The organism is Erythrobacter sp. S158 (genome assembly GCF_057364915.1).
This window is the reverse complement of the sequence record NZ_CP200279.1, coordinates 1,682,279-1,707,394: the sequence shown is the minus strand read 5'-3', so window position 1 is coordinate 1,707,394 and position 25,116 is coordinate 1,682,279. Positions and strand designations below refer to the sequence as shown.

The following is a 25,116-nucleotide window of genomic DNA, read 5'->3' as shown; positions in this document are numbered from 1 at the left end:
CGGGAGCAAGGGCGAGGAAGTATAGCTGTTAGCAGAACGTTGAGGATCATTTGCTTGGAGCATCGCCCGCGCTAAGGGGGAAAACGAAGATGCTGACGCTGCCCAACATCCTGACCCTTTCGCGAATTTTCGCAGTGCCGCTGCTCGGTTTCCTGTTGTGGTGGCCGGACTGGCAGCTCGGCTACCTCATCGGTTTTGCGCTTTATTGCGTGATTGCGATCACCGACTTTTTCGACGGCTATCTGGCGCGAGCACAGGGGACCGTGTCGAAACTCGGCATCTTCCTTGATCCGATTGCGGACAAGATCATGGTCGCCGCCGTGATCCTGATCCTGACCGCGCAAGGTTTCCTGAGAGGTCCGTATGTCGGCGATATGCACGTCATCGCGGGGCTGGTGATCCTTATCCGCGAGATCACGGTGAGCGGTTTGCGCGAGTTTTTGGGCGGCATCCAGGTGTCAGTCCCGGTTACGAAACTCGCAAAGTGGAAGACGACGTTTCAACTGGTCGCTCTTGGCGCGCTGATCCTGGGCGGAGCTGTGCACGGGCAGCCATGCCAATCGCCCGGGGCCGCCTGCGCTAGCGTCGAAGAAACCTGGATCCATGTCGTCGGCCTCGCCAGCCTCTGGGCTGCCGCCGTGCTAACCTGCATCACTGGTTGGGACTATCTGCGGGTCGGCCTCAAGCACATGGAATGAGGGCAGACCGCACTTCGTCGATAAACCTTTGGTGTCAAATCTTTGGCAATTCGAGGTATTCTACGAAATCCTCAGTTAACTCATATCTGTATACATCGTTGAATTTGATATCGATTATAGCGCCAAAGTTTTCCATCACCTTCAGTTTTCCTAAAAGTTCTTCGTGATCCTCGAAGTAATAATAGAAGTATGGCCGATCTTGGCCAGCGTAGGACCAATTTTTGCTCAGTATGATGAATTCTCTCGTGAATTGATTGGCGCGTATGTCGACCCGCATTTGATCGACAAGTTCTGGCATTTTCTCTTCTAGCCTCTCAAAGCTGCGCGAAACAACAACCGAGAAACCGCGTAGTCCTAAGTAGGCCCGCATCTCCGCAAGCATTTTCCACTCGCGTAGCGTGTCGATTGAATGGCTAGCGACATCAACATCTACCAGCCGACTGCACGTCTGACACAACCAAAGCCCATTCTCGGGAGCGATCCTTTCTTCCTTTGTCATTTCATCGTTGTAGCGAGGGCCGCCTTCGGCAGCGGCACAAATATGTGCCGCCACACCAATGCTTGATGCAAGGTCTCCACCATCAGGCCCTATCGTGGGGCGCAAACAAGCTGGATTGGAGCATCTATAGCCAGCTCTTTGCGCGATCGTCCGAGCAGTGGGTTTCTTGAAATCATCACGAGATGCCATTGTGTAGAGCCAATGCGTTAGTCAGCCAGCCCGAAGCTCATCCGCCAGCAACCTGAAATCCGCCTCGCGCGGTGAATTCTTGCGCCAAGCCAGAACAATCTCGCGCTTGGCGTTGTCGCTTTCCACAGGCCTTGCGACGACTTCGGTGCCGTTCAGGATGCCAGCGTCGATCGCCATTTCTGGCAGCATGGTGAGGCCGAGGTCGTTATCGACCATCTGGACCAGCGTGTGCAGGCTCGTGCCGATCATGCTGGCGCTCGCGCGCAGTTCTGAGCGGTTGCAGGCGGCGAGCGCGTGGTCGCGCAGGCAGTGGCCGTCCTCAAGTAAGAGCAGGCGCCCCTGGTCGATCATGTCGGGCGGAATTGTCGCCGGCGGATCGCGCGGGTCGTCCTTGGGAAAGGCAACGAAGAGCGGGTCATCCGCGATGTGAACCCAGTCCGCCTCGCCCGTGTCGAACGGTAGCGCAAGTAGCACGCAATCAGCCCTGCCATGCTGGAGTGATTCAAGTGCGTCGTGCGATGTCTCTTCGCGCAGCATCAATTGCAGGTCGGGGCGCTCCTTTTTGAGGCGCGGCAAGAGACGCGGGATCATGAAGGGAGCGATGGTCGGGATCACGCTCATGCGCAGCTGACCCGAGAGCGGTTTGCCAGCGGCCTGCACTAGGTCGGACAATTCCTCCGCCTCGCGCAGCAACTTGTTAGCCTTCGCCACGACTTGCTCGCCAAGCGCGGTGAAGCGCACCACGCGGCGCGAACGCTCGACCAGCGTTACGCCAAGCAGCGATTCAAGCTCGCGAATGCCGGCCGACAAAGTCGACTGCGACACGAAGCTCGCATCAGCAGCGCGGCCAAAGTGGCCGTGCTCGTGCAGTGCGACGAGATATTGCAACTGCTTGATCGTGGGGAGGTAAGTGCTCAAGGCCGATTCACTCCGCCGCCAGCGCTTCTTCCATGCTCGCCTGCATGTCGTCGATGTGGGTCATGGTAAGCTTGCCGTCCTTGACCGCGAAAGCGAGCTTGCCCTCGACCAGCTCGAGCGCATCCTTGCCGAACACGTCGTAGCGCCAGCCCTGCAGCACCTTGAGATCGCGCACACCGGCTGCGAGCGCTTCCATCTCGTCTGCGCGGGTGAGCAGGCGGGCGGCCACGTCGATTTCGCGGGCACGGATTTTGAGGAGCAGTTTGAGCAGGTCGGCAACCAAAGCACCTTCCTTGCCGAGCGGTGCGCCGCGTTTCATCTTTTCGGGCATTTCCGACTTGGGCAGCGGCTCGGCATCGCCAACCACCTTCATCAGGCGCTTGCCGATATCGTTGTCCTTCCACGAAGCCGAAAGCCCGCGCACCTTCGCGAGATCGCCCTGTTTCTTGGGCGGGTGCGAGGCAATGTCGGCGAGCGTTTCGTCGCGCATGATGCGACCGCGCGGAATGTTCTTGTGCTGCGCTTCGCCCTCGCGCCATGCGGCAAGGGCTTTCAGGCGGCCAAGCACCTGCGGATTGCGGCCCGGCTGGCGGATACGTTTCCACGAGGTGTCGGGATCGACGATGTAGTTCGACGGGTCGGCGAGCTTTTCCATCTCGGCATCGAGCCAGGCGCCGCGCTCGGTCTTCATCAGCTTCTTGAGAATCTTCGGGAAGATCTTCGACAGGTGCGTCACGTCACCGATTGCATATTCAATCTGGCGGTCGGTGAGCGGACGGCGGCTCCAGTCGGTAAAACGCGCGCCCTTGTCGACCGTAATGTTCAGCCAGTGGTCGACGAGATTGGCATAGCCGATCTGCTCGGACTGGCTGATCGCCATCATCGAGATTTGCGTGTCGAAAATGGGGAAGGGTGTCTTGCCCGTCATGTTGACGATGATCTCGACGTCCTGACCGCCAGCGTGGAAGACCTTCAGAACCTCATCGTTCTCGGTCAGCAGTTCGAGCAGGGGCGACAGGTCGATCCCGTCAGCCAACGGATCAATCGCCGCGGCTTCTTCAGTGTTGGCGATCTGAACCAGGCACAGTTCAGGCCAGTATGTGTTTTCACGCATGAATTCGGTGTCGACGGCAACGAATTCGGATTGGGAAAGGCGCTCGCACAGGTCGGCCAGAGCGTCGGAAGTTGTAATGAGGTCGTGTATTTTCATGTCTATCGTTTCTAGTGTTTTGAGCGGAGTGCCGCTCTCGGGCCTTTATCGACCCAGCAATTCGAGAGGTGCGCGACTTGACAAAGCGCAGGTCATGCCCTGTTAGCGCGCGCATATCCACGTGGGACAATTTGTCCTACGAGACGCTGGCGCGCCCTTAGCGCCATACACCCAAACAGGACAAGAATTTAGATGCACGCCTACCGTTCCCACACTTGCGCACAGCTTTCGGCTGAAAATGTCGGCGAAACCGTCCGTCTTTCGGGCTGGATGCACCGGAAACGCGACCATGGCGGCGTGCTGTTCGTCGACCTACGCGATCATTACGGCATTACGCAGGTCGTGGCGGACGAGGACTCGCCCGCGCTTCCCGTGCTCGAAAAGCTGCGCGCCGAATTGGTTGTGACCATCGACGGCGAAGTGAAGGCCCGCACGCCCGAGACGGTGAACAAGGATCTGCCGACCGGCGAAATCGAGATTTTCGCACGCTCGATCACGGTTCAGAGCGCCGCCGACGAGCTGCCGATGCCGGTCGCGAGCGGAGAAGAGTATCCGGAGAACATCCGCCTCAAGTACCGCTTCCTCGATCTTCGCCGCGAGGTCATGCATCGCAACATCATGCTTCGCAGCCAGGTCATCACCTCGCTGCGCCAGCGCATGATTGGACAGGGCTTTACCGAATTCCAGACCCCGATCCTCACCGCATCGAGCCCCGAAGGCGCACGAGATTTCCTCGTGCCGAGCCGCATGCACCCGAACAGCTTCTACGCGCTCCCGCAGGCGCCGCAGATGTTCAAGCAGATGCTGATGGTGTCGGGATTTGATCGCTACTTCCAGATCGCGCCGTGCTTCCGCGACGAAGACCTGCGCGCCGATCGCAGCCTCGAGTTCTACCAGCTCGACTTCGAAATGAGCTTCGTCACGCAGGAAGACGTGTTCCAGGCGCTCGAGCCGGTACTTGCAGGCGTTTTCGAGGAATTTTCGGGCGGCAAGACCGTCACGAAATCGGGCGAGTTCCCGCGCATTCCATACGCCGAGGCGATGCTCAAGTATGGCACCGACAAGCCCGACCTGCGTAACCCGCTGATTATCAGCGACGTCACCAGCCACTTCGAAAAGAGCGGTTTTGGCCTGTTTGAAAAGATTGTCGGCGGTGGCGGCGTGGTTCGTGTGATCCCGGCCCCGAAAACTAACGAGAAAAGCCGCAAGTTCTTCGACGACATGAACAACTGGGCGCGCTCCGAAGGTTTTGCTGGCCTCGGCTACGTCACTCGCAAGGGCGGCGAGTTTGGCGGTCCGATTGCCAAGAACCACGGCCCCGATCGCATGGAAGAGCTCTACAACGAGCTCGGCCTTGGCCCGGATGACGGTCTCTTCTTTGCCGCCGGCAAGGAAAAGGACGCAGCCAAGCTTGCTGGTGCGGCCCGCACGCAGATCGCCGAACAGCTCGACCTCATCGAGCCCGATTGCTTCAAGTTCTGCTGGATCGTCGACTTCCCGATGTACGAATACGATGAGGAAGCGAAGAAGGTCGATTTCAGCCACAACCCCTTCTCGATGCCGCAAGGCGAGATGGAAGCGCTGGAAAGCATGGACCCGCTCGAAATCAAGGCGTGGCAGTACGACATCGTCTGCAACGGCTACGAGCTCAGCTCGGGCGCTATCCGGAACCACAAGCCGGAAATCATGTACAAGGCTTTCGAGATCGCGGGATACGACAACGCGACCGTCGACAAGGAATTTGGCGGCATGATCGAAGCCTTCAAGCTTGGCGCGCCGCCGCATGGTGGTTCGGCTCCGGGTATCGACCGCATCGTGATGCTGCTCGCTGGCGAGGAAGCAATCCGCGAAGTCATCGCGTTCCCGATGAACCAGAAGGGCGAGGACCTCATGATGAGCGCGCCTTCCAAGGCAACGCCAGCGCAGCTGCGCGAACTTCATCTGCGCCTCGTTGAACCGGCGCAAAAGGCACCGCCCAAGCCCGACATCGTTTCCGACGAAAGCTGACAGAAAAATGGGGCGCCCTTCCGGTTTGGATGGGCGCCCCAGTCTTTTGGGACAATTATATTCTTAAAGAGGTGAGCGGAGCGCAGCCCAAGTCTGGCGATGCGTAGGCGCCGCTCAGGCGCGCTCGACGCTCATACGCAGGTCCCCACCTGCGATTGGTGTCATTCGGTTACGCGTACTGCTTTTCCAGCATGTCGCTGAACCGTTCGCCTTCCGAAATTTCCTGATACGTCTGCTGGATCAGGCTGCGGAAAGAGGCATCGAGATTGTCGTCTTCGAGTGCATCGCGGAACTTACCGGCGACATAGTCTTCGCCTTCTTCCACGCGCTCGACTGCGGCTTCGTTTCCATTCTCAAAAGAGTCGCCAATGCTCATGAAAGTCTGGTGTGCCGATGCGGTCATGCTCGACGAGGAAATGCGTTCTTCGCCGTTGCTCTCAAGCGCCGAATTCAGCTTCGAAAGCGTCTGTTCGCGCGAGTTCAGGCGGCGGTTAAGCGCATCCTTTAGTGCGGGGCTGTCTGCCTTGTCGACGGCCTTGCGATAGCCTTCGACCGAATCGTAGGTAGTCTGGGTAAGCGATTTAAGAGTGCTGATATTACTCATGGGTCTCCTTGATGGGGTTGCTGGAGTTAGCATTGCGCCGTCCGCGCCTTGCTTTCACCTCTCTTATGAATTGAGAGGGGTGATCGTTCCATGAGCTCGCTGGACCGTTCATGAGCTGCGATAGCTCGCTATTTCAATGATTTAACTCTCGATTCCGCTCAGAAATGCGGCGACATTGTGCCCGAGCGCGTCAATCCGGTAGCCGCCTTCCATGACAATGACCGCCGGGAGATCGGCCTGCGCAATACGCGCGCCGATCCGCTCCATGTCGGGTGTCGTAAGGCTGAAGTGTGAGATTGGGTCCTGCTCAAACGTGTCGGCGCCATAGCTGACAACAAGGAACCTCGCCCCGAACTTAGCGATGGCCTCAAGCGCTCGGTCCAGCGCCGCTTCGTAGGTCTCCCATGTGGTCCCGCGCGGCAGCGGCTGGTTGAAAGTCGTGCCATCGCCCGCGCCTTCTCCCGTTTCGTCACCATGGCCCCAGAAGTAGGGGTAATCGCTCGCCGGGTCGGCGTGGATCGAGGCGAAGAACACCTCTGCATCCTTGTAAAATATGTCCTGCGTCCCGTTGCCGTGGTGGTAATCGACATCGAGGATCGCAACCGGACCGAGACCGCGATCGACTGCGGCGCGCGCGACAATGGCCGCATTGTTGAGATAACAGTAGCCGCCATAATAATCGCGGCCCGAATGGTGACCGGGAGGGCGGCAGAGCGCGAAGGCTTGGCGCGCGCGACCTGTTGCAACCGATTCGAGTGCGCTCATCGCACTTTGTGCACCCCAATATGCCGCTTGCCATGTGCCGGAGGAAATTGGGGATGCGGCATCGAACCCGAAGGCGCCAAGCTTTGCGTCGATCCGGTTGAGCGACAGCCGCCTGCGACCGCGCACCGGGAAGGCATAGCCGATCGCGTCACCTTCGCGCCCCGCTACGAGCCATTCGTCGTGTGCTGCTCTCAAGAAGGAGAGATATTCGCTGTCATGCACTGCCTCGATTGGAGCCATGCCGTGGTCGCGCGGCGCTTCGCCCGTTCCGATGGAAGCGTGGATCGATGCGAGCCTTGCCGGGCTTTCGGCAAAGTCCATCCACTCGCCATTATTGAGCTCGCGCAATGGGGCATGGGCGGACTGGTGGTCGGAATAAAAGGTGAGCATGGATGCCTTTTGAGTGGTCGCTGGTGCGCGTAGGATGCGTTCGTCAGTAACCTTGCACGCACTGTCTGCGAAGGGGTCTTGCGAAGGAAAACACATGACCTCAACGCGCCGCACCTTTCTTGCAGGAAGCCTCGCCACCATGGCTGCCGCTCATCCCTTGATGGGGTGCGGACCGTCGCCTTCGAGCACCAAGGTCCACGTGATGGGTGTGATCCACGGGCGGCATCGGCGCAGCGAGAGCTATTCGCTCGCGGTGCTGGAAGAGGCGATCCGCATTGCCGCTCCTGATGTGATCCTTACCGAGATACCGCCTGATCGCATCGATCAGGCGCGTTCCTCATTCGCCTCCACCGGAAAAGTCGATGAAATGCGCACTGAAGTTTTCCCCGAATACACAGAGGTCGTTTTTCCGCTGAGCCGGGAGATGCCTTTTCGGCTGTTTGGTTGTGCTGGCTGGACAAGGCAAATCGCAGATGACCGAGCCCAGGCGCTTGAGCGAATCCAGAACGATCCGGCGCGCGCGGAGCAATGGGCCGAGCACCGCGCGGCTCAGAGCGATTTTGCACAGGCCGTCGCCGGGCGTAGCGACGATCCGCGGTTCATTCACACCGAACGTTTCGATCAACTCGTTGAAAAATCGCGCGAACCTTATCAGCGCTATTTCGATCAAGACCTCGGACCGGGTGGCTGGAGTCAGATCAACAGAGCGCACACCCACCTTATCAATGCTGCCCTCGACGAAATTTCCGGGGAAGGGCTCACAGCGCTCATCATGTTTGGATCGGCGCATAAATATATGATCCGCCGCAGCATTTCCCAACGCAATGACATTGCCCTGCTCGACACCGCCGATCTGTTTGCGTGACACACTCGCGGAAAACCATGGCGATCTTGACTTGCGCTTAATCGAACCGACCTTTAGGGCCATTCACGAGTTTAATACCCAGTCTCAAGAGGGATACACATGAGCGATACTGCCGACCGCGTGCAGAAAATTGTCGTCGAACATCTCGGCGTCGAAGGTGACAAGGTCACTCAGGATGCAAGCTTCATCGATGATCTTGGCGCAGACAGCCTCGACATCGTCGAGCTTGTGATGGCTTTCGAAGAAGAATTCGGCGTCGAAATTCCCGACGATGCAGCCGAGAAGATCTCGACCGTTGGCGATGCCACGAAATTCATCGAGGAAAACAAGGGCTAATCGCCCCGCAATATGCGCGTCGCATCACACATGAGGCGCGCAATTGACCAACAGGCCCGAGCCCTTTGTGAAGGGCCTTCGGGCCTGTAGTGTTTTGGACGTAAATTCGAATTTTGCCCTTGTGGGCTGTGGAGATACCTGATGCGCCGCGTTGTCGTAACCGGTCTTGGCCTTGTCACACCGCTTGGCGGTGACGTTGAAACCTCGTGGAAGAACCTGATCGCTGGCGAAAGCGGCGCGGGTCCGATCACGCGCTTCGACACCGAAGGCCAGAAATGCACGATTGCCTGCGAAGTCAAAGGCAAGGACCACCCATGGGGTTTTGACGCCGACAAGCGCGTCGACAGCAAAGTTCAGCGGCAGGTTGATCCGTTCATCGTCTATGGCATCGATGCTGCCGGACAGGCGCTCGAAGATGCAGGCCTCACCGACCTATCCGACGAGGAAAAAGAACGCGTGGGCTGCTCAATCGGCGCAGGCATCGGCGGGCTTCCAGGTATCGAATATGAAAGCGTCAACCTGCACGAGCGCGGCCCTGGCCGGGTCAGCCCGCACTTCGTGCATGGCCGCCTGATCAACCTTGTTACCGGGCAGGTTCAGATCAAATACGGTTTCATGGGCCCGAACCACGCGGTCGTGACCGCCTGTTCGACCGGCGCACACTCGATTGGTGATGCCGCGCGCATGATCGCGATGGACGATGCGGACGTGATGCTGGCCGGAGGTGCGGAGAGCACCATCAACCCGCTGGGCATCGCCGGATTTGCACAGGCCCGCGCACTTAACACCAATTTCAATGACCGCCCCAAAGAAGCAAGCCGTCCGTACGACAAGGACCGCGAAGGCTTCGTGATGGGCGAGGGCGCCGGTGTCGTCGTGCTCGAAGAATATGAGCGCGCCAAGGCACGCGGCGCAAAGATTTACGCCGAAGTCACCGGCTACGGCCTCTCGGGCGACGCCTACCACGTCACCGCACCGCACCCCGAAGGCAAGGGCGCGGAACTCGCCATGAAGATGGCGCTGCGTAAGGCAGGCCTTGGTCCGGGCGACATCGATTATGTCAACGCGCATGGCACCAGCACGATGGCCGACACGATCGAACTCGCCGCAGTTAAGCGCGTGTTGGGCGACAACCTGAGCGGTGCTTCGATGAGCTCGACCAAGAGCGCTATTGGCCACCTTCTGGGCGGCGCTGGCGCGGTTGAGGCTGTGTTCTGCATCCTCGCCATGCGCGACGGGATCGTCCCGCCGACGCTCAACCTCGACAATCCGGACGAGGGCACCGAAGGCATCGACCTCGTACCGCACACGGCGAAAAAGCGCGAAGTGCGCGCGGTGCTCAACAACAGCTTCGGCTTCGGCGGCACCAACGCCTCGCTGATCATGCAGAAGGTCGACTGAGCCGGTGCGCAGGTTAGGGCTGCTCATCATCAGCCTGATCATGCTGGCAGGCGTCGGCCTGCTGCTCGCGCCGCAGCTCCTTGGGCAAGCGCAGATCGAGGAAGAGACGCCGTTCATGATCCCGGCGGGCTCATCGCTCAGCGCCGTGGCTCAGGATTTGGAAGAGAAGCAACTTATCAGCTCGGCTGACGGGTTCCTGCTATCGGCCCGGCTGTTCGGCTCGTCCGATCCGATCCAGGCGGGCGAGTTCGCCCTGACGCCGGACATGAGCCAGCAGGACATTCTGACTGCGTTCCAGTCGGGTGACGTGATCCGGCGCTTTGTCACCATCCCAGAGGGCATGCCCTCGGTGCTGGTTTGGGAGCGCCTGATGGCCGAAGAATTGCTGACCGGCGAAATCGACGTGCCTGCCGAAGGCTCGATCCTGCCTGACACCTACGCCTTTGAGCGAGGACAGCCGCGCTCCGAGCTGCTCGAGCAGATGCAGTCGGCGATGGACCTGTACCTCGCCGAAGCATGGGCCGAGCGGGGCGAGAACATCGCCGTCGACACGATCCGCGAGGCGCTGATCCTGGCCTCAGTGGTTGAGAAGGAGACAGGCACTCCCGAAGAGCGCCGCACGGTGGCTGGCCTGTATTCCAACCGGATCGAAGTGGGCATGATGCTTCAGGCCGACCCAACGATTATCTACCCCATCACCAAGGGGAAGCCACTGGGCCGCCGCATCCGCCAATCTGAGATTGCCGCGATCAACGGCTACAACACCTATACCCGCGTCGGCCTGCCCGAGGGTCCGATCACAAATCCGGGCCGTGAGAGCATTGCCGCAGTGCTTAACCCTGAGGATCACAATTACCTTTTCATGGTTGCCGACGGCACCGGCGGTCATGAGTTCAACGAAACGTTGGACGGTCACAATGAAGCGGTCGGACGCTGGTTCGAAATCCGCAGGCAGCGCGGCGAGATGAACTAGTCTTGGGCTCGCAGCCTTTCATCCTGACCGCTTCGATCCCTGAACCGGTTCGTGGCTGGGCAGAAGGACTAAGGCGCGCGCATTTTCCGCCAGAGCGAAACCATCTGCACGCACATGTGACGCTGTTCCACGCGTTTGCGCCTTCCTTGCGCGAGGAATTGCTCGGCTTTCTGCCGCAGGTCACGGGAGAATTCGAGCCTCCTGAGGGACGCATCACCGGTCTGCTTGATTTCGGCAAGGGCACGGCGATCAGGCTGGAAGCTCCGGGCCTCATCGCCGTTCGCAGGATTATCGCAGAGCATTTTCACGGCATGCTGACCGAGCAGGATCTGCACGAACCGCGGCCTCACATTACGATCCAGAACAAGGTATCGAAAAAGGAGGCTAGGGGGCTCCAGACCCGGTTGGGTCCCCAGCTTGACCCTTGGATCGAACGTGGGTGGTTCACCTTTCCCGCGCTCGAATTGCACCTGTATGAGGGCGGCCCTTGGAAAGAGCTGAAGCGAATGCCATTTCGTGGACGCGAGCGCTTGTAGTATAGGCACTTAGTCCGCGTAATTGGCTGCGCGAATCCGGACGCAGTGCGCCGGCGCATTTGGGGGGAAATTGATGGAAGAGGCGAGCACCTTAGCAGGCTGGGCCGCGGGCGCGGCGCTGGTCGCGGCGATGTTGCCGGGACAGGTGCGCACGATACGCATCATCGCGCTCGTCGCAGGTATTCTCGGCGTTGCACATTTCGCTCTCAAGGGAGAATTCAGCGTAGCGCTGCTGATCGCGGCGGCGTTTCTGCTGGTCAATGCATTCCGGCTTTTCGCACTCTATCGGCGCGCTCGCAGCGGCGTGATGACCAGTGAAGAGCGCGAACTGTTCGACCACGTCATGCAGATCGAAGATCCCGCTCGTCAAAACCGCCTCCGCGATCTCATGGTGTGGAGCGACATGGAAGTGGGTGAAGACCTGATCGTCCAGGGCCAACTCGACCCGCCACTTATCTACATAGCCAGCGGCCGCGCTTCGATCGTACGCGATGGCGAGGCCGTGAATGAATGCGGGGCAGGGGAGTTTCTTGGCGAAATGAGCCACATCTCCGGCCATACGGCGAGCGCGACAGTCAAGGTCACGAAACCGATGCGCTGCGCCCGCATCGACCGCGATGCCCTCGCACAGTTGTCCAAGAGCTTGCCCGAGATCGGGCGCGCGGTCGACAACGCCTTCAACCGTTCGCTGGCAGTCAAGGTCATGCGCATGAACAGGGCCAATGCACCTGCAAATCAGGATGACGCCGAGCAATCGCAAACTTGAGGTTGACCGGGGCATGGGAGCGCCCTAAATGCGCCGCTCGCTTGAGGCATTAAGCCTCGCGAATCCCGGTTGCCAACCGACAATCGGGAGCCCCCAGGGCAAACTGGTGTGGCGGAGTAGCTCAGGTGGTTAGAGCAGCGGAATCATAATCCGCGTGTCGGGGGTTCGAGTCCCTCCTCCGCTACCAAAAAACCTATAAAAAACAGTAACTTGAACGAGACCGGTGTTGCCCTCGATTTTGCAACGAATTCGCCTGTTTTACACATCCTTGTAAAACATCGTTGGCCAATTTCTAAAAAACCTTTCTATTTCAGGGGATTACGGATTTGGAGCTGCGGAATTTCAGTCCTGTGCTCAATCCCCGAAAAACAAATCTCTTTGGAGCTTTTTCCACTCTTTCTCGGTCATCGTGTCCAGCTCGGACAGCTCGGGATAAACTACGATTTTGCGCGCTTGTATCTCGATTTTGCCAACCGCTATTTCGGAATCCCGTACGGCTTTGAGAACACGCTTTAGTTCAGGTGATGAGGGAAATTTAGCTGCACTCGGCATATCGAGCCTACCTTCTCTGAATGTAATGTAAAATGCATGACATACATCAAAGGACCGTCCGCGCTAGTGCCACCGCACGGCATGGCGGAGCGTTCCAATGAAGACTTTCAACCTTCAGGTCAGGATTGATGAGCAAGAAAAGGACGCGATTGCATCGTCCGCAAAGCTAGCAGGAATGACAAAGTCGGCTTGGATTCGCGATAGGCTCCGCAAGGCCGCGCGGCAGGAATTAACTGATGCGGGATTACCGGTTCCATTCTTACCCAACTTGCCGGACTGAGGTCGTTCCAGCACAGTGATAGTCGTGCGATATTGAAAAGGATGAAACCATTTCCGAGGTATCGGAGGAAGTTTTGATCAAGACAGGTCAGTTATTGATCCTGAAGTGCTTCTTGTAATTATGCTGATCATAAATTGCGGCCTTGGTCTGGCTCGTAGCAAACGAGGATCATATTTGCAGTGAGGTCTTTACGCAGCTGGAATAACGCTAAAGTAACTTTTTCTGCGACGTTTTCTTTCGGCTTTTATTACTTGATCCGCTGCGTAGCGCTGCCGCGATTTGATCGTCGAGCTGTCTGCTGATGTAAGGATAAATTGCTTTCGCCAAAGTCTCCATCGCAGGGTCATTCTGGTGACTACGGGCGCTTGTGGGCGTTGAAGCTGAAGAAGTAACTTCGGAGACTTGCTCGTGGATCGGCATTACCACATTTACCCCCGGATAGAGGGAAACGGTCACTGAACGTGCTTGTTTTATTCGAAGATTGACCAATGGGTCGGCAAGCTGCCGATCGATTAACGCAGCGGCTTCGATGGCAGAAAAGTCAGCTGTCGGGGGTTGGTCAACGAAAAACGATCTTTGAAGCTCGCGCGCCACAAGGCGGCCAAGGCCTGAAAAGCCTGAAGTCCACGTTATTGGCTCGCCTAGACCACCAATTGTATAAGCCCAAGCTGTAACTTGTGGAAAGCGATCGACCACTCCTTCGGCCAATTTTAGACTAGCAGCGCCTCCTGCGGCGATTGTTGCTAGGTAGCCTGCCAAAAAACCTAGTCGTGTCGATTCACCAGACCCCTCTTTTGAGTTTGCCAATGCCTCGATAAGGCGATCAAATTCCTTCAGTCGATCTTCAGCGGTGAGACTGTCTAGTTGTTCCAAAAAGCTGACATCAGCGACAGACCCAAATAAGTTCGCGAGACCGGGTGATGGGTCTGTGCCGTCGAAGCGCGCATCTTGAATCCCAATGATCGCCGACGACACATCCTGTTCATCTCCATTCAAAGTGACTTTTCCTCCCATTACGTGGAGGAGTATCTTCCAGACTGGGGTCAGGAAGTTACGAAGCGCTCCCATGCTCGATGGTGCATGCCTTAGCCCACTTTGAAGGTTGTCATATGCATTAAGCACTTGATCAATTGGCTGCGGACCCCAGAGACTTGCGGTCCTTGCAATTGCAAAGGACTGGGTGGCAAAGCAGCTTGCGACTTTGAGAGCCGACACCGGACGAGAGGCAAGAACTCTTGCTTCGGCAATGATCAATCCCGCCCAGCAGGCATCAAGGCCAAAAATGTCTGATTCGATCCGTGAGCCGTGCAACTTTGAAAACTGATCGGTCGAGATGATGTGACACCATGACGACAATGGCGAAAGCTCTGACCGCAACTGAGAGAATCTGGCAAATAGCCTTGGCATTTCGTCGCTATGGATCGCGAGCAACACAGGCCTGGCGTGAGGGCTCGGGCTGCCATACTCATTCCAGATAGCAGCAGACTTGCCTTTTGGGATGCGCTTATTGGCTGAGCGGTTGTTCCAAGGCTCTGAAGGGACCGAGATATCACCGGTCACTAAATTGTTTAGCTCGTGCTCATCTACGAGGGAAAATTGCAGGCTTCTCATGGCAATCACCAAAGCCCCCCTTCCACCGGTTTTGCAAAAGATTTTGCCACGTGGGGCGGTTCAGTTTCAGTGAAGTAGATATCTAAGCTCGTTTTCGCCCTTGTCACAACGGTGTAGACCTTTTCGGGCGTTTCATACTTTTGAAGATCGTCTGCAAACAACCATTGGACCCCTCTAAACTCAAGACCCTTTACCCCCTGTTTGGTCAGTATCAAAATGGGCTGGTCGATCGCGATCTGAGGATTGTGGCTATCGGATGTTGTCCCATCGCGCGCCCTCACAATCTGGCTTTTTCCTTTAAGCTCCGGATCGGCTTCAAAAAACTCGAACACATCATCGCGATCGCTTTTTCGCGGAACCACTACTCCAAGGCGATCTCCATCAGCGATGAGATCGCCGTAGACACGGACCTGATCCTTAAGCCTCTTTGCCGCTTGCTCAATCTGTTCAGCCCTAGCTAGAGGCCCTTCAACTGAGATTCTCCCCGGTTTTGGGCCTTGATAGTGAGCGGTGCTTGCAAGCGATTCCTGCCCAGTGGGGATCAGTATCTTATCAGCCATTGAGCAAATTTCTGGTACGATGCGATAGTGAAAAGGCAACGACCTTTTCTGCAAATCTGAGACAATGCTGCTTAGGCCTTCAACCCCTGCCGCGCCGTCGTAAATTCTTTGCCTGTCGTCACCTACGATGAATAAATTGTCGGTGCGGCGCGAAAGGAGGCGGATCTCAGCTTCTAAAAGATCCTGTCCTTCATCCACGAATATGGAATCGTATCTCGGGATAGAGGCATTCTCTAAGCATTCGATCGCCTTCTCCGCAAATGCAATTCGCCGTTCCCTATGGTCTTGATTAGCAGCTGGGGGATCAGCTTTGCATTCTTGGAAAATCGAGCGAACCCAAGCCTCGACTGTTGTGATGAGCTTCTCGGGAAAGATGTTTTTTCCGTCAGCATAACATCCGGTTCTGATGAATTCCGTGAGGGACCTTGTGAAAGTAAGAACAAGTATGTTCGGCATATTTTGGGCTCTGACAAATTGCGCTCTTCTAAGAAGGACATTTGTTTTCCCAGAGCCCGGCGGTCCAACTACGATATAATTTCCTTCGAGAGGCGTGTTCTCGATTAGCTCAATTTGATGTTCGTCCAATTGATTTTTTCGCGCCCACCACAATGACATCGATTGTTACCTCAGCTTTCTCTGATCTGCTTTGCTAAGTCACCCAGAGCACTCATTGATGCCCTTGCTACACGTGTCGCTGCCTCTGCCATGTCAGTCACATCGGGCAACGCCAGTGATGCTTCCTTCTGCTCCTCATTAATGTTCACCTTCAGTTTTGAATTGTGTGCGAGCGAAGGACCGAGTGCATTCTGCGCCAAATCGAGGTCAACAATGAATTCAACAGATGAATATTCGACTTCGAGTGATGTCGGATTTTCCCATTTGAACTTAAGAACCCGCTTAGACTCGGTGCCTGTTATTTCATGTATACAAGTCACTCCGTCAGTTTTGAGTACGGACACGATTATCTCTTCGATATCAGAACTCAAGACCGTCATAAACTGCTGTGTCTCCGCCAAAGATATCGGGTCCACAACGGTACTCTTGCCTAATCCAATGGCATTTAACGCCTGATCTTTCAGAACATCCTCATCTTGGAAGAAGTCACTTAGCTCAAGTGTAGACCTTCGTTCCCAGTTCTTGTCCAAAGCTCGTCTTGCGAGTGACATCAGGTTAGCGCTGACATCTGGCGCTTGGATTTTTGGCTCCTGCGTCGCGACAATCCACGCAAATCGATATCTGTTCGTGTCGCGCGTTTGGCCATATTCATCAGAGAACATTGGTTTGCGCATAATGAGATCATGTAGAATTCCGCCGAGCTGATATATGTCGAGCGCATGCCAAGCTTCTGGGCTCGGCTCGATGAGGCGAAATAAGTATTCAGGCGGGGAGTATCGGGAAGTAGCTACGACGGGCAGCTTTCCACCGTGATCGGTTCCAAGTCCTACCGGGTCATGAATGTCTCTCAACACACTCAAGTCTAGAACCTTCACCCGCTCAAAGTCATCCGAGACAAAGACGTTTGCAGATTTAAGATCACGATGGGTGAGACCTTTTTCCCTGAGAAAATGTGCGGCTCGTGCAATCTGATCGATAATGCCTTGAATCCGACTTCGCGGAATTTCAGACAAGCACTTTTCCAGCTCTCTTCCCTCTGCGAGGTCTAGAAGAGTGTATAGTCTCTCTTCGAACCGACCTCCGTCATGAGTCCGCACCATGAAAGGACAGTCGTGAAGACCAAGCTTCAGCTGCGGCTCAAGTCTGCGTTCGCTCTCTTCTCCTTTCGGCCCCGAAAACTCTTTGTTGTAGAGCTTGAACGCGAGGGTTTCGGTTGGAGATTCCACAGCATAAACTGACGCTGTACCGCCTTCTCCCATTTTGTTGATAACGGACCAACCATCCCCTTTCGCCTCGCACCAGCGTTGGACAAGCTTAATGTCTTCGGATTCGTGATTGTCCATCTGGCACCGGTCTAATTTGGAGAAAAGCTAATCGACATCAGTGCATTACGATAAGATGCCGGTACTCGTCTACAGCTCTTCCGGCCGGAGAACGACTTTGTCAGAACACCAATGATTAAGCGAGTCCCTCGCAGTTCATTCTGTCGTTTAGCGATGCATCCTTGCCGAAGTTCTACGTCGAGCCATGTATGGGTCACCCCTTTGGCATGGCCGAGGGATGAGTTTTGTGTGCCGAAAGTTGAGCCGAAGTAAGCTAGCCAGTCATAAAGCCACTTCGCGGCATCGAAGAGAATCCAATAATAGAGCTGTGCGCGTGGCGCTTTTTCCTCATTCGCCTTGACAGACTGCAAGCATCAGGCGCCAAGCATTTGCCGCCACCCCTCCGAAAATGTTTTACAGAGTTAAGCGCCATTAAGGGGGGTTTAAGCCCCATTAAGGAAATGTTCTACAAAAAAATCGTTTAAAATCAACGATCGCACTGAGAATCATAATCCGCGTGTCGGGGGTTCAAGTCCCTCCTCCGCTACCAGGAAACAGCGTCCGCATAGGTTCGCTTGTGTTCGCATGGGTCCGGATTCTCGACCCAAATCACTGATTTTAATTACAGATGTGCTACCACGCCAGTCCGCTTGGGGCCGTATGCGTCCGCATGTGTCCGCCTAAAGCCGGAGCCGTTCGGGGGGTATCGATGGGGGTATATTCAGCTTGGGTGGAATCAGGCGATACCCCCACCCGTGAACTTGCGGCGAGAAGTAGATTCTCATCCAAATGCAACGGCTTGTCGAAGCGAATTCAAAAAGCGGATCAACCAAAATGTCCCAAGATCACCGCTGCGTTCCAGTCCCAACGCAGGATTCGAACGCAACCTCAAGAAGGGGAGGCTCAGGGATTTGCAAACACCATCTCGGGTTTCGCCCCTTAGCCTGACGCCAAGATCGAGATAGACCCGTCACCGGGTGAAACGTCGGAGTCGAACGGAGCTGCGCTGGTCGTAGAGCGCCTTGCCGAATGCTGTATCCTTGCCGACTTCGAGCCCTGCGAAAGTGGCATTGTGGGTTTGGTAGAGGAATCGATAGCCCGATCACGGCTTCATCGAGCTTGTGACTGGTGCTGCGAAACCGCATCAGATCCTAATCGGACGGCTAGGCCCTGTTTGCTCTGGCACTCTTATAGGCGACATAGAATGGCACGAGCAGCAGGAGTGTCAGCAAGAAGGCGATGATATTCTCCCGGCTCTGTAACAGCGCGTTGAGGACTATTTGTCGCATCTGGCTGTAGCCTTCGGGCACGGGCACCACCTTGTTCTCGCGGCGGTATTGCTCATAGTTGGCCAGCATTCGCTGGAAGCGCTGCGGCTCTGATGTAGCCAGGTCCACGGTCTCGCCGGGGTCAGTTGCGATGTTGAACAATCGCCATCGGCCATCGCCCACCGGCGGCTGGTTTACGACCAATTTGTAGTCACCCTGGAAGAGCACACCGTGATCGGTCAGTTCATAGCCTACCCAGTCGTCGGGCCCATAGGCGCGTTCGGCCTGTCCCGAGATCACCGGCGTCAGGTCGCGTCCGGTGATCGGTTGAACCGGTCGGCCAGCATAGCGCTCCGCTGGCTGGGATACGCCGGTCAGCGATAGAATAGTGGGCGTGATATCAGTTGCCCAAGCAAATGCGCGCGTCATTCGCAGCTGAGGACCAACTGGCTCACCTGCAATGATAAGAGGAACACGCATTCCTCCTTCACCGGCGTAGAATTTGTAATAGGCTAAGGGGCTTGCAGAGGCGCTGGCAAAGCTGGGACCAATTGTGCTGAAACTGCCTTTCATGCCCAGAGTCTCATAATCGATATTGTAGCCGAGATTTGCCGGACCCAGCCTTTGCGGGAACCCTCGAGGGTCAGCAGGCCCGCTTGCCTCACTGCCATTGTCGGAAGTGACAATGAAGATCGTGTTGTCGTATTGGCCGGTCTGCTTGAGATGGTCGATCAGGCGGCCGATGTGGAAATCCATCGCCTCGATCATACCGGCATAAACCGCCATGCGCTTTGCTTGGTAACGCCTGTCCTCTTCGCTCAACGCGTCCCAATCGTCGGTTGTTTCCATGCGCACCATGGGCGTGTCGGCAGGCACAATCCCGAGCGCAGCTGCCCGCTCCAGACGCTGTTCGCGCAGATCGTCCCAGCCGGTGTCGTAGACACCCATGTATCGGTCGATGAATTCTTGCGGAGCCTGCACTGGCGTGTGCACGGCCATGAAGGGCAGATAAGCGAAGAAAGGCTCACCATCCTGTGAACCTCTATCGATGAACTCGATCATGCTATCGACCAGAAAACGCGAGGAATAGAAATCGTCAGGAAGCGTGTATCGTTCTCCATCTGCGAACCAGTTGGCTTGGTCGTAGATGGGCAGATAGGGGCGCTGTTCCCAATTGTCCGCGCCTGAATCCATCATGGCGACGGTTCGCTGAAAACCGCGGCGGCTGGGGAGTTTGTCCGGCTCCATTCCCAAGTGCCACTTCCCTGCCATGTAGGTGTTGTAACCAGCATCCTCAAGCAAGGTCGCCACGGTGACCACATCATCGCCGAGGACACCTTGATAATTGGGCTGAGCACGCTGCTGGGGGGCAATCATTTCGGGAATGTTCGGCACACCTGCTAGGTGACTATCGACGCCGGTAAGGAGCATCGCTCTGGAAGGCGCACAATTGGGCCCAGTATGGTAATTGGTGAAGATTACTCCCTGGTCCGCAAGCACACTCAGATTGGGTGTGCTGATCTCGCTGCCGTAAGGAGCGAGATCTGAATAGCCCAGATCGTCAGCGAGAATGAAGACGATATTGGGCCGAGGCGCCTTTGCCGAATGCTGCTGTGAAGGTGCTTCTACAGCATCCGCTCGAAATGATCCTCCAACCATCCCGGCAGCTGCAATGCCAAGACACAGCACACCGATGCCAAATACTCGATGGAAGACAGAGCGCATCATTGGCTCACTCCTCCAGAGGCAGGCGGCGCGAGGCGGCCAGCAAGATGCACCCAACGACCAGTTCAACCATGATCTGCGGAACGGCTAAGGCTGCATCATGAACGAGCCAGGCAATGATGCGGCTCAAGGCGGCAATGCCGAGCAGCATTATCGGCGGGTAATACCACACGCGCCTTTGAGTTATCAGCGCGATAAGCATGCAGCTCCCAAGGGTCAGGAAGAAGCCCGACATATCTCCGATGAGCGAAGAGCGGCCAAGGCCATCACTCAGGCCTAGCCCGAGAGTGGCGGCGACATCGCTTGGCGCTACCAGCCAACGAACGCCTGTGAAGATGAAGAGCACCGCTGGCAGCAGTACGAGGAGTTTGAGTATCTTGTTGACCAATGCCGCTCTCCCGCTGCGCAATCGCCTGCATCACAATCTGTGCAGTTGCTCCGGCGCAAATCTCATAGCATCGATAGTGCCATAAGATCGATTAGGTCAAACCGAGATGTGACTGCGATCCCGGCGGAGCTGAGTGAACGGTAAACCCGTTATGATCGTGTCCATCTTAGTGTCCACCTTCTTGCATCCTGAATTTGTTCGGCGATCTAAGGCCTGACGACGATACGCGCGCTGTCGCGGATTGACTCTCAAATCGACACTATATATGCCAAAACAATATGGCACGATAGATGCTTATATGTGGGAGAGGTATTGTGGCACGGATTCAGCTAGGTGCGCTTGGTCGTGGTGGATCGAAATTTGCATTGATGGCGGCGATGGGTTGGGGGCTGGCGGCAGCTCCAGCGCTCGCACAGGATGGGGCTGACGCGGACGAACAAGCGCTGCAACCTGACGAAGGCGTTATCATCGTTACCGCAACACGCAGGGCGCAGGACGTGCAGGATATTCCTATCGCCGTGACCGCGGTGAGTTCGCAACAGTTGGAAGCTCAGGCAATCGATGACGTCACCGATCTTGGTAGCGTTGCCCCAAGCTTCAATTTCTCGCGTGCTCAAGCCGCATCAAACGGTGTCGTGCTCCGTATTCGCGGTATTGGCACCACTTCCAACAATATCGGGTTTGAAAGCGCAGTCGGCGTGTTCATCGATGGAGCGTATCAATCGCGCCCGAGTGTGGCGCTGGCTGAATTTGTTGATGTCGAACGTGTCGAGGTGCTGCGCGGCCCGCAGGGCACCTTGTTTGGCCGCAACACATCAGCAGGGGCGCTGAACATCACAAATCGTCGCCCGGATCTCAGCGAGTTCGGAGGTTTCGTCAACGCTACCTACGGTAACTTTGATCAGCTTAGTTTGCAGGGCGCGGTAAATGTGCCGGTGGTTGAGGATTCGCTCGCGCTTCGCGTGACTGGCGCTTACCGCAAGCGCGACGGTTTCATTGGCGTTCTTGATGCCGCGGGCAACCAGTTCGACACCACCAATGATGTCGATCGTTACTTGGTGCGGGGTCAGATTGGCTTCGCGACTGACGGCGGCATCGAAGGACGCATCATAGCGGACTATTCCAAAGACCAAAGTTCTTGCTGCGGCGCGATTGAATTGCTGCGTTCGCCGATTGAGGGCGCAGGATTGTTCAATCTTGTGGGGCTAGGGCCGCGCGGCGGGATGGCCTCTCCGGTCGTCGCGGATAGTCCGTTTGACCAATCGACTGCGCGAGAGGCGCTCGACAATCGACTGGTCTCCTTGAGTCGCGCGCCGGTTGCTGACGTCGAAAACTGGGGTATCACTGGTGAAGTCGAGGTGCCAATCGGAAGCGATGCCGATCTCATCTATGTCGGCTCCTACCGTGAATATGAGGCGAATGAATCGTTCGACTCCGATTTCTCGGCGATTGATGTCTTCGAGGTGGATGACAACACCACCGCAATCGAAACAATGACGCATGAGCTGCGCTTACAAGGCGAGGCCTTTGATGGCCGGCTCGATTGGCTGGTTGGTGCGTTCTACTCCGACGAAGATATCTTGAGTACGCCGACCTTGTCTCTCGGCGTGGATTACGATGCGCTCGTTGGGGCGACGTTGTTTGGACCAACGGGTGGTATGTTTGGTGCAAACCCGCTGCGGGCCCTGTCCGGCGGTTTCGATCCTGCCGTCACCGTGGCCAACAATGCTTTTGGCCAATCGAGCGAGAGCTTCTCTGTGTTCACTCACAACGTGATCTCGGTCACTGACCGGCTCAATTTGACCCTTGGACTTCGATACTCGGATGAGAGCAAGGACGGGTTCTTTGCTCAGCCTTCGGTCACGAACCCAGTTTGTGCATCGCTTGCAGGGCGCGCGGCAGCTGGCGCGCTTCCGCCTGCGCTTGTGGGGCCGGTCATTGGTCTTGGGTGCTTTCCGCTCACTGCGCCGGCAGACTTGCCGCAATCGGCCTTCTTGCCGCTTCCGCAGTCGTTCAACGCGCGCTTTGAAGATGATGAGCTGATCTACACCACGAAGCTCGGCTACGAACTCGACAATGTGAATCTCTATGCCAGCTTCACGCATGGCTTTAAGTCGGGCGGTATCAATCTGGACGCGACCGCAGGGGTTGGCTCATCAAACCCAACCTTCGAATCCGAAGTGGTCGATGCCTATGAAATTGGCATGAAAGGCCGATTCCTTGATGGGGCCGTCACAGCCAACCTTGCGTTCTTCTATCAGGACTTCAGCAACTTCCAGATCCTGGAGTTCACCGGCACGCAATTCCAGAGCTTCAACGTACCCAAGGCGATCAGTTCGGGCTTCGAGCTGGAAACGACTATCCGGCCGACTGATGGGCTCACGTTCAACGCATCGCTTGCTTACACCGATGCCCGTTATCCTGATGATTGCGCTGCTACGACAGATCCGCTGGCGACCCAGAATCTGTGTGGTTTCAGCCTCACAAACGCGCCAGACATCGTCGCGATCGTAGGAGCAAACTACGATTTCGCGCTTAGCGACAGCATGGAGATGTTTCTTAATGGCCAGGTCCGTACGGTGAGCGACAGTCGGACATCCACTCAGGGCCGCGCGGTGCCCACCACGGCTGCGTCGCTTGGTTCGACACCGCTTCTGCCCTTTGATGTCCAAGACGGAATTACAACGGTCAATCTTCGACTGGGCCTACGTCAGGTGGACAGCGGCTGGGGTATCGAAGCATGGGTCACCAACCTCACTGATGAGACCGCGCGCGGCGTGACCTTTAACACAGCGCTTCGCAGCGGTTCGCGATCAGCTTTCATCTCGCAAGAACCGCGCATGTATGGAGTTACCCTCAGGGGTGAATTTTGACCTTCTCTCCACTCCGGTCAAAATGGGAGGGGCGGCCGCATGGGGCTGCCCCTTCTTCGTTTTCGAAAGCTGAGGTCAACTGATGAAGAGATGGCAAAAGATCGTGGGCGGCGTGCTGGTACTCGTGGTGGCACTCGGAGCGCTCGCCTACACGTTCAGGACCGACCTCATCCTGTGGGGCGTTAAGAACCGTGACTTGCCTGCGATTGCGGCAGAGGCTCCTGAAATCGATTGGGAGCAGGGTCCTGCCGAGCCCGCCCAGCCGATTGGGGAGCGACCTCCCAACGTCATTCTGATCCTCGCCGATGATCTTGGAATCAATGACATCTCGACTTTCGGTGGCGGGGTTGCCGGCGGTCTTGTGCCCACGCCAAACATCGATCGCCTCGCCGCTGAAGGTGTGAACTTCACCAACGGGTATGCAGGGAACGCCACCTGTGCGCCCTCGCGCGCCATGCTGATGACCGGGCGCTATGCGACGAGCACGGGCTACGAGTTCACGCCCACGCCAGCTGGAATGGGGCGCGTTGTCAATTCAGTCGCGGGCGATCTCAGGCCTGACCTTCCATCCGGCAATTATGACTCAGAAGCGGACGCACAGCGTCCGGAATACGAAGACCAAGGCCTCCCGTCCGAAGAGATAACTCTTGCCGAAATGCTGGCACCCGCGGGCTATCACAGCATCCATATTGGCAAATGGCATATGGGCGTCAGCCCAGAAATTGATCCGCTTGGACAGGGCTTTGATGAGACCCTCACTATGAGCGAAGGACTCTATCTGCCTGAAGATGATCCGGGTGTTGTGAATGCAAAGGTCGACTTCGATCCTATCGATCGGTTCCTTTGGGCGTCGCAGCGCTTTGCAGGCACATTCAATCGCTCCGAGCCATTTGCTCCTGGCGGGTATTTAACCGATTGGTGGACCAAGGAATCTTTGCGCGCGATTGAGGCCAACAAGAACCGCCCCTTCTTCCTCTATCTTGGGCACTGGGCTCCGCACACGCCTTTGCAAGCGACGCGCGAGGATTACGAGGCCGTTGGCGACATTCAGCCGCATCGACTGCGGGTCTACGCTGCGATGATCCGCGCACTTGATCGCAGCGTTGGCCAAATTCTCGATAAACTTAAAGAAGAAGGGCTGGCTGAGAACACGGTCGTTATCTTCTCAAGCGACAATGGCGGGGCTGGATATATCGGTTTGCCCGAGCTCAATGCGCCCTATCGCGGTTGGAAACTTACGCTGTTTGAGGGCGGAGTGCGCGTGCCTTACATGATGCGTTGGCCCGCCGGTCTGCCTGCTGGCCGAACCGTCGACCAACCGGTCACTCATATCGATATCTTCCGCACGATCGCCTCGATTACCGGAGCGCAATTGCCTGACCGCCAGATCGATGGCGTTGACCTTCTGCCCATCGCTTCCGGAAGCGGGCCGCTCGAGCGAGCCGATGACGCAATCTACTGGCAAAGTGGCGGCTACTGGGCTGTGCGAGCGGGTGACTGGAAGTTCCAGATCGATCAATCCCAGGACAAGAGCTGGCTGTTCAATCTGTCCGATGACCCGACCGAGCAGGTCAATCTGGTCGATCAAAAGCCCGAAATGGCTGCGCGCCTTATGGGCCTTCTGAACGAGCATCATAGGGATAGAAAACTACTCTATCCATCGACGACATTGATGCCGGCAATGATCGATAAAACTCTCGCTGATCAGTATGAAGAAGGCGACGAATTGATCTTCTGGCCCAACTAATTGGCGGATCGAAAGGGA

General features: G+C 56.6%; 22 protein-coding genes and 1 tRNA gene. 13 read left to right on the top strand and 10 right to left on the bottom strand.

Going from position 1 to position 25,116, the window contains the following annotated elements; all coding sequences use genetic code 11:
- Window positions 1-89: 89 nt before the first annotated feature.
- Window positions 90-698: a CDP-diacylglycerol--glycerol-3-phosphate 3-phosphatidyltransferase gene (gene pgsA, locus AC0V6T_RS08420; protein WP_007163725.1), complete on the top strand. Its 609-nt coding sequence runs from the start codon at window positions 90-92 to the stop codon at window positions 696-698.
- 34 nt (window positions 699-732) lie between these two features.
- Here pgsA and AC0V6T_RS08415 read toward each other — a convergent pair whose 3' ends face one another.
- From AC0V6T_RS08415 to rnd, 3 genes are read right to left on the bottom strand one after another with little or no spacing between them, the layout of a single operon-like run.
- The gene (locus AC0V6T_RS08415) at window positions 733-1,386 is read right to left on the bottom strand and encodes a hypothetical protein (RefSeq protein WP_486125997.1); all 654 of its coding nucleotides are present in this window, start codon (window positions 1,384-1,386) and stop codon (window positions 733-735) included.
- Window positions 1,387-1,407: 21 nt separating this feature from the next.
- A complete protein-coding gene (locus AC0V6T_RS08410) occupies window positions 1,408-2,304 on the bottom strand; it encodes a hydrogen peroxide-inducible genes activator (RefSeq protein ID WP_007163727.1) in 897 nt (298 codons plus the stop codon).
- Window positions 2,305-2,311: 7 nt separating this feature from the next.
- Entirely contained in the window at window positions 2,312-3,514 is a 1,203-nt protein-coding gene (gene rnd, locus AC0V6T_RS08405; RefSeq protein ID WP_007163728.1) for a ribonuclease D, read from the bottom strand.
- Between the two features lie 192 nt (window positions 3,515-3,706).
- Here rnd and aspS point away from each other — a divergent pair, with 192 nt between their 5' ends.
- Window positions 3,707-5,521: an aspartate--tRNA ligase gene (gene aspS, locus AC0V6T_RS08400; RefSeq protein ID WP_486125994.1), complete on the top strand. Its 1,815-nt coding sequence runs from the start codon at window positions 3,707-3,709 to the stop codon at window positions 5,519-5,521.
- 169 nt (window positions 5,522-5,690) lie between these two features.
- On the opposite strand, the gene AC0V6T_RS08395 is transcribed toward aspS, so the two are convergent.
- Together AC0V6T_RS08395 and AC0V6T_RS08390 are read right to left on the bottom strand one after the other, a co-directional pair.
- Window positions 5,691-6,125: a ferritin-like domain-containing protein gene (locus AC0V6T_RS08395; protein ID WP_486125992.1), complete on the bottom strand. Its 435-nt coding sequence runs from the start codon at window positions 6,123-6,125 to the stop codon at window positions 5,691-5,693.
- Window positions 6,126-6,266: 141 nt separating this feature from the next.
- On the bottom strand, window positions 6,267-7,280 hold the full coding sequence (locus tag AC0V6T_RS08390) for a histone deacetylase family protein (RefSeq protein WP_486125990.1): 1,014 nt from the start codon (window positions 7,278-7,280) through the stop codon (window positions 6,267-6,269).
- Between the two features lie 94 nt (window positions 7,281-7,374).
- Between AC0V6T_RS08390 and AC0V6T_RS08385 the strand changes: the two genes are divergently transcribed.
- From AC0V6T_RS08385 to AC0V6T_RS08345, 9 genes are all read left to right on the top strand, one after another.
- Complete coding sequence (locus tag AC0V6T_RS08385; protein ID WP_486125988.1) at window positions 7,375-8,145, top strand: hypothetical protein; 771 nt, start codon at window positions 7,375-7,377, stop codon at window positions 8,143-8,145.
- Window positions 8,146-8,244: 99 nt separating this feature from the next.
- The gene (locus tag AC0V6T_RS08380) at window positions 8,245-8,481 is read left to right on the top strand and encodes an acyl carrier protein (RefSeq protein WP_007163734.1); all 237 of its coding nucleotides are present in this window, start codon (window positions 8,245-8,247) and stop codon (window positions 8,479-8,481) included.
- A 141-nt stretch (window positions 8,482-8,622) separates the two neighbouring features.
- Window positions 8,623-9,882, top strand: coding sequence for a beta-ketoacyl-ACP synthase II (fabF, locus tag AC0V6T_RS08375; protein ID WP_486125986.1), 1,260 nt, complete (start codon window positions 8,623-8,625; stop codon window positions 9,880-9,882).
- A gap of 4 nt (window positions 9,883-9,886) precedes the next feature.
- Window positions 9,887-10,855, top strand: coding sequence for an endolytic transglycosylase MltG (gene mltG, locus AC0V6T_RS08370; protein ID WP_486125984.1), 969 nt, complete (start codon window positions 9,887-9,889; stop codon window positions 10,853-10,855).
- Between the two features lie 2 nt (window positions 10,856-10,857).
- Window positions 10,858-11,391, top strand: coding sequence for a 2'-5' RNA ligase family protein (locus AC0V6T_RS08365; protein WP_486125982.1), 534 nt, complete (start codon window positions 10,858-10,860; stop codon window positions 11,389-11,391).
- Window positions 11,392-11,464: 73 nt separating this feature from the next.
- Window positions 11,465-12,157, top strand: coding sequence for a cyclic nucleotide-binding domain-containing protein (locus AC0V6T_RS08360; RefSeq protein ID WP_007163738.1), 693 nt, complete (start codon window positions 11,465-11,467; stop codon window positions 12,155-12,157).
- Window positions 12,158-12,267: 110 nt separating this feature from the next.
- Window positions 12,268-12,344, top strand: a tRNA-Met gene (locus tag AC0V6T_RS08355).
- A 23-nt stretch (window positions 12,345-12,367) separates the two neighbouring features.
- Window positions 12,368-12,673, top strand: a complete 306-nt coding sequence (locus AC0V6T_RS08350; RefSeq protein WP_486125980.1) for a hypothetical protein — start codon at window positions 12,368-12,370, stop codon at window positions 12,671-12,673.
- A gap of 133 nt (window positions 12,674-12,806) precedes the next feature.
- Window positions 12,807-12,989, top strand: a complete 183-nt coding sequence (locus AC0V6T_RS08345; protein WP_486125978.1) for a plasmid mobilization protein — start codon at window positions 12,807-12,809, stop codon at window positions 12,987-12,989.
- 207 nt (window positions 12,990-13,196) lie between these two features.
- Here AC0V6T_RS08345 and AC0V6T_RS08340 read toward each other — a convergent pair whose 3' ends face one another.
- The 5 genes from AC0V6T_RS08340 to AC0V6T_RS08320 form a co-directional block, all read right to left on the bottom strand.
- Window positions 13,197-14,609 (bottom strand): hypothetical protein, encoded by a 1,413-nt coding sequence (locus tag AC0V6T_RS08340; RefSeq protein ID WP_486125976.1) that lies wholly within the window; start codon window positions 14,607-14,609, stop codon window positions 13,197-13,199.
- Window positions 14,606-15,775 carry a UvrD-helicase domain-containing protein gene (locus AC0V6T_RS08335; RefSeq protein WP_486125974.1) on the bottom strand — a complete coding sequence of 390 codons (1,170 nt, stop codon included), beginning with the start codon at window positions 15,773-15,775 and terminating at the stop codon, window positions 14,606-14,608. The genes AC0V6T_RS08340 and AC0V6T_RS08335 overlap by 4 nt, the downstream gene beginning before the upstream one ends.
- Before the next feature lie 11 nt (window positions 15,776-15,786).
- Window positions 15,787-17,118: a protein kinase domain-containing protein gene (locus AC0V6T_RS08330; RefSeq protein WP_486125972.1), complete on the bottom strand. Its 1,332-nt coding sequence runs from the start codon at window positions 17,116-17,118 to the stop codon at window positions 15,787-15,789.
- 1,142 nt (window positions 17,119-18,260) lie between these two features.
- Window positions 18,261-20,093: an arylsulfatase gene (locus AC0V6T_RS08325; protein WP_486125970.1), complete on the bottom strand. Its 1,833-nt coding sequence runs from the start codon at window positions 20,091-20,093 to the stop codon at window positions 18,261-18,263.
- Window positions 20,094-20,097: 4 nt separating this feature from the next.
- Window positions 20,098-20,478 (bottom strand): hypothetical protein, encoded by a 381-nt coding sequence (locus tag AC0V6T_RS08320; protein WP_486125968.1) that lies wholly within the window; start codon window positions 20,476-20,478, stop codon window positions 20,098-20,100.
- A 314-nt stretch (window positions 20,479-20,792) separates the two neighbouring features.
- Between AC0V6T_RS08320 and AC0V6T_RS08315 the strand changes: the two genes are divergently transcribed.
- Entirely contained in the window at window positions 20,793-23,351 is a 2,559-nt protein-coding gene (locus AC0V6T_RS08315) for a TonB-dependent receptor (protein WP_486125966.1), read from the top strand.
- Window positions 23,352-23,433: 82 nt separating this feature from the next.
- Window positions 23,434-25,098: a sulfatase-like hydrolase/transferase gene (locus tag AC0V6T_RS08310; protein WP_486125964.1), complete on the top strand. Its 1,665-nt coding sequence runs from the start codon at window positions 23,434-23,436 to the stop codon at window positions 25,096-25,098.
- Window positions 25,099-25,116: the final 18 nt, after the last annotated feature.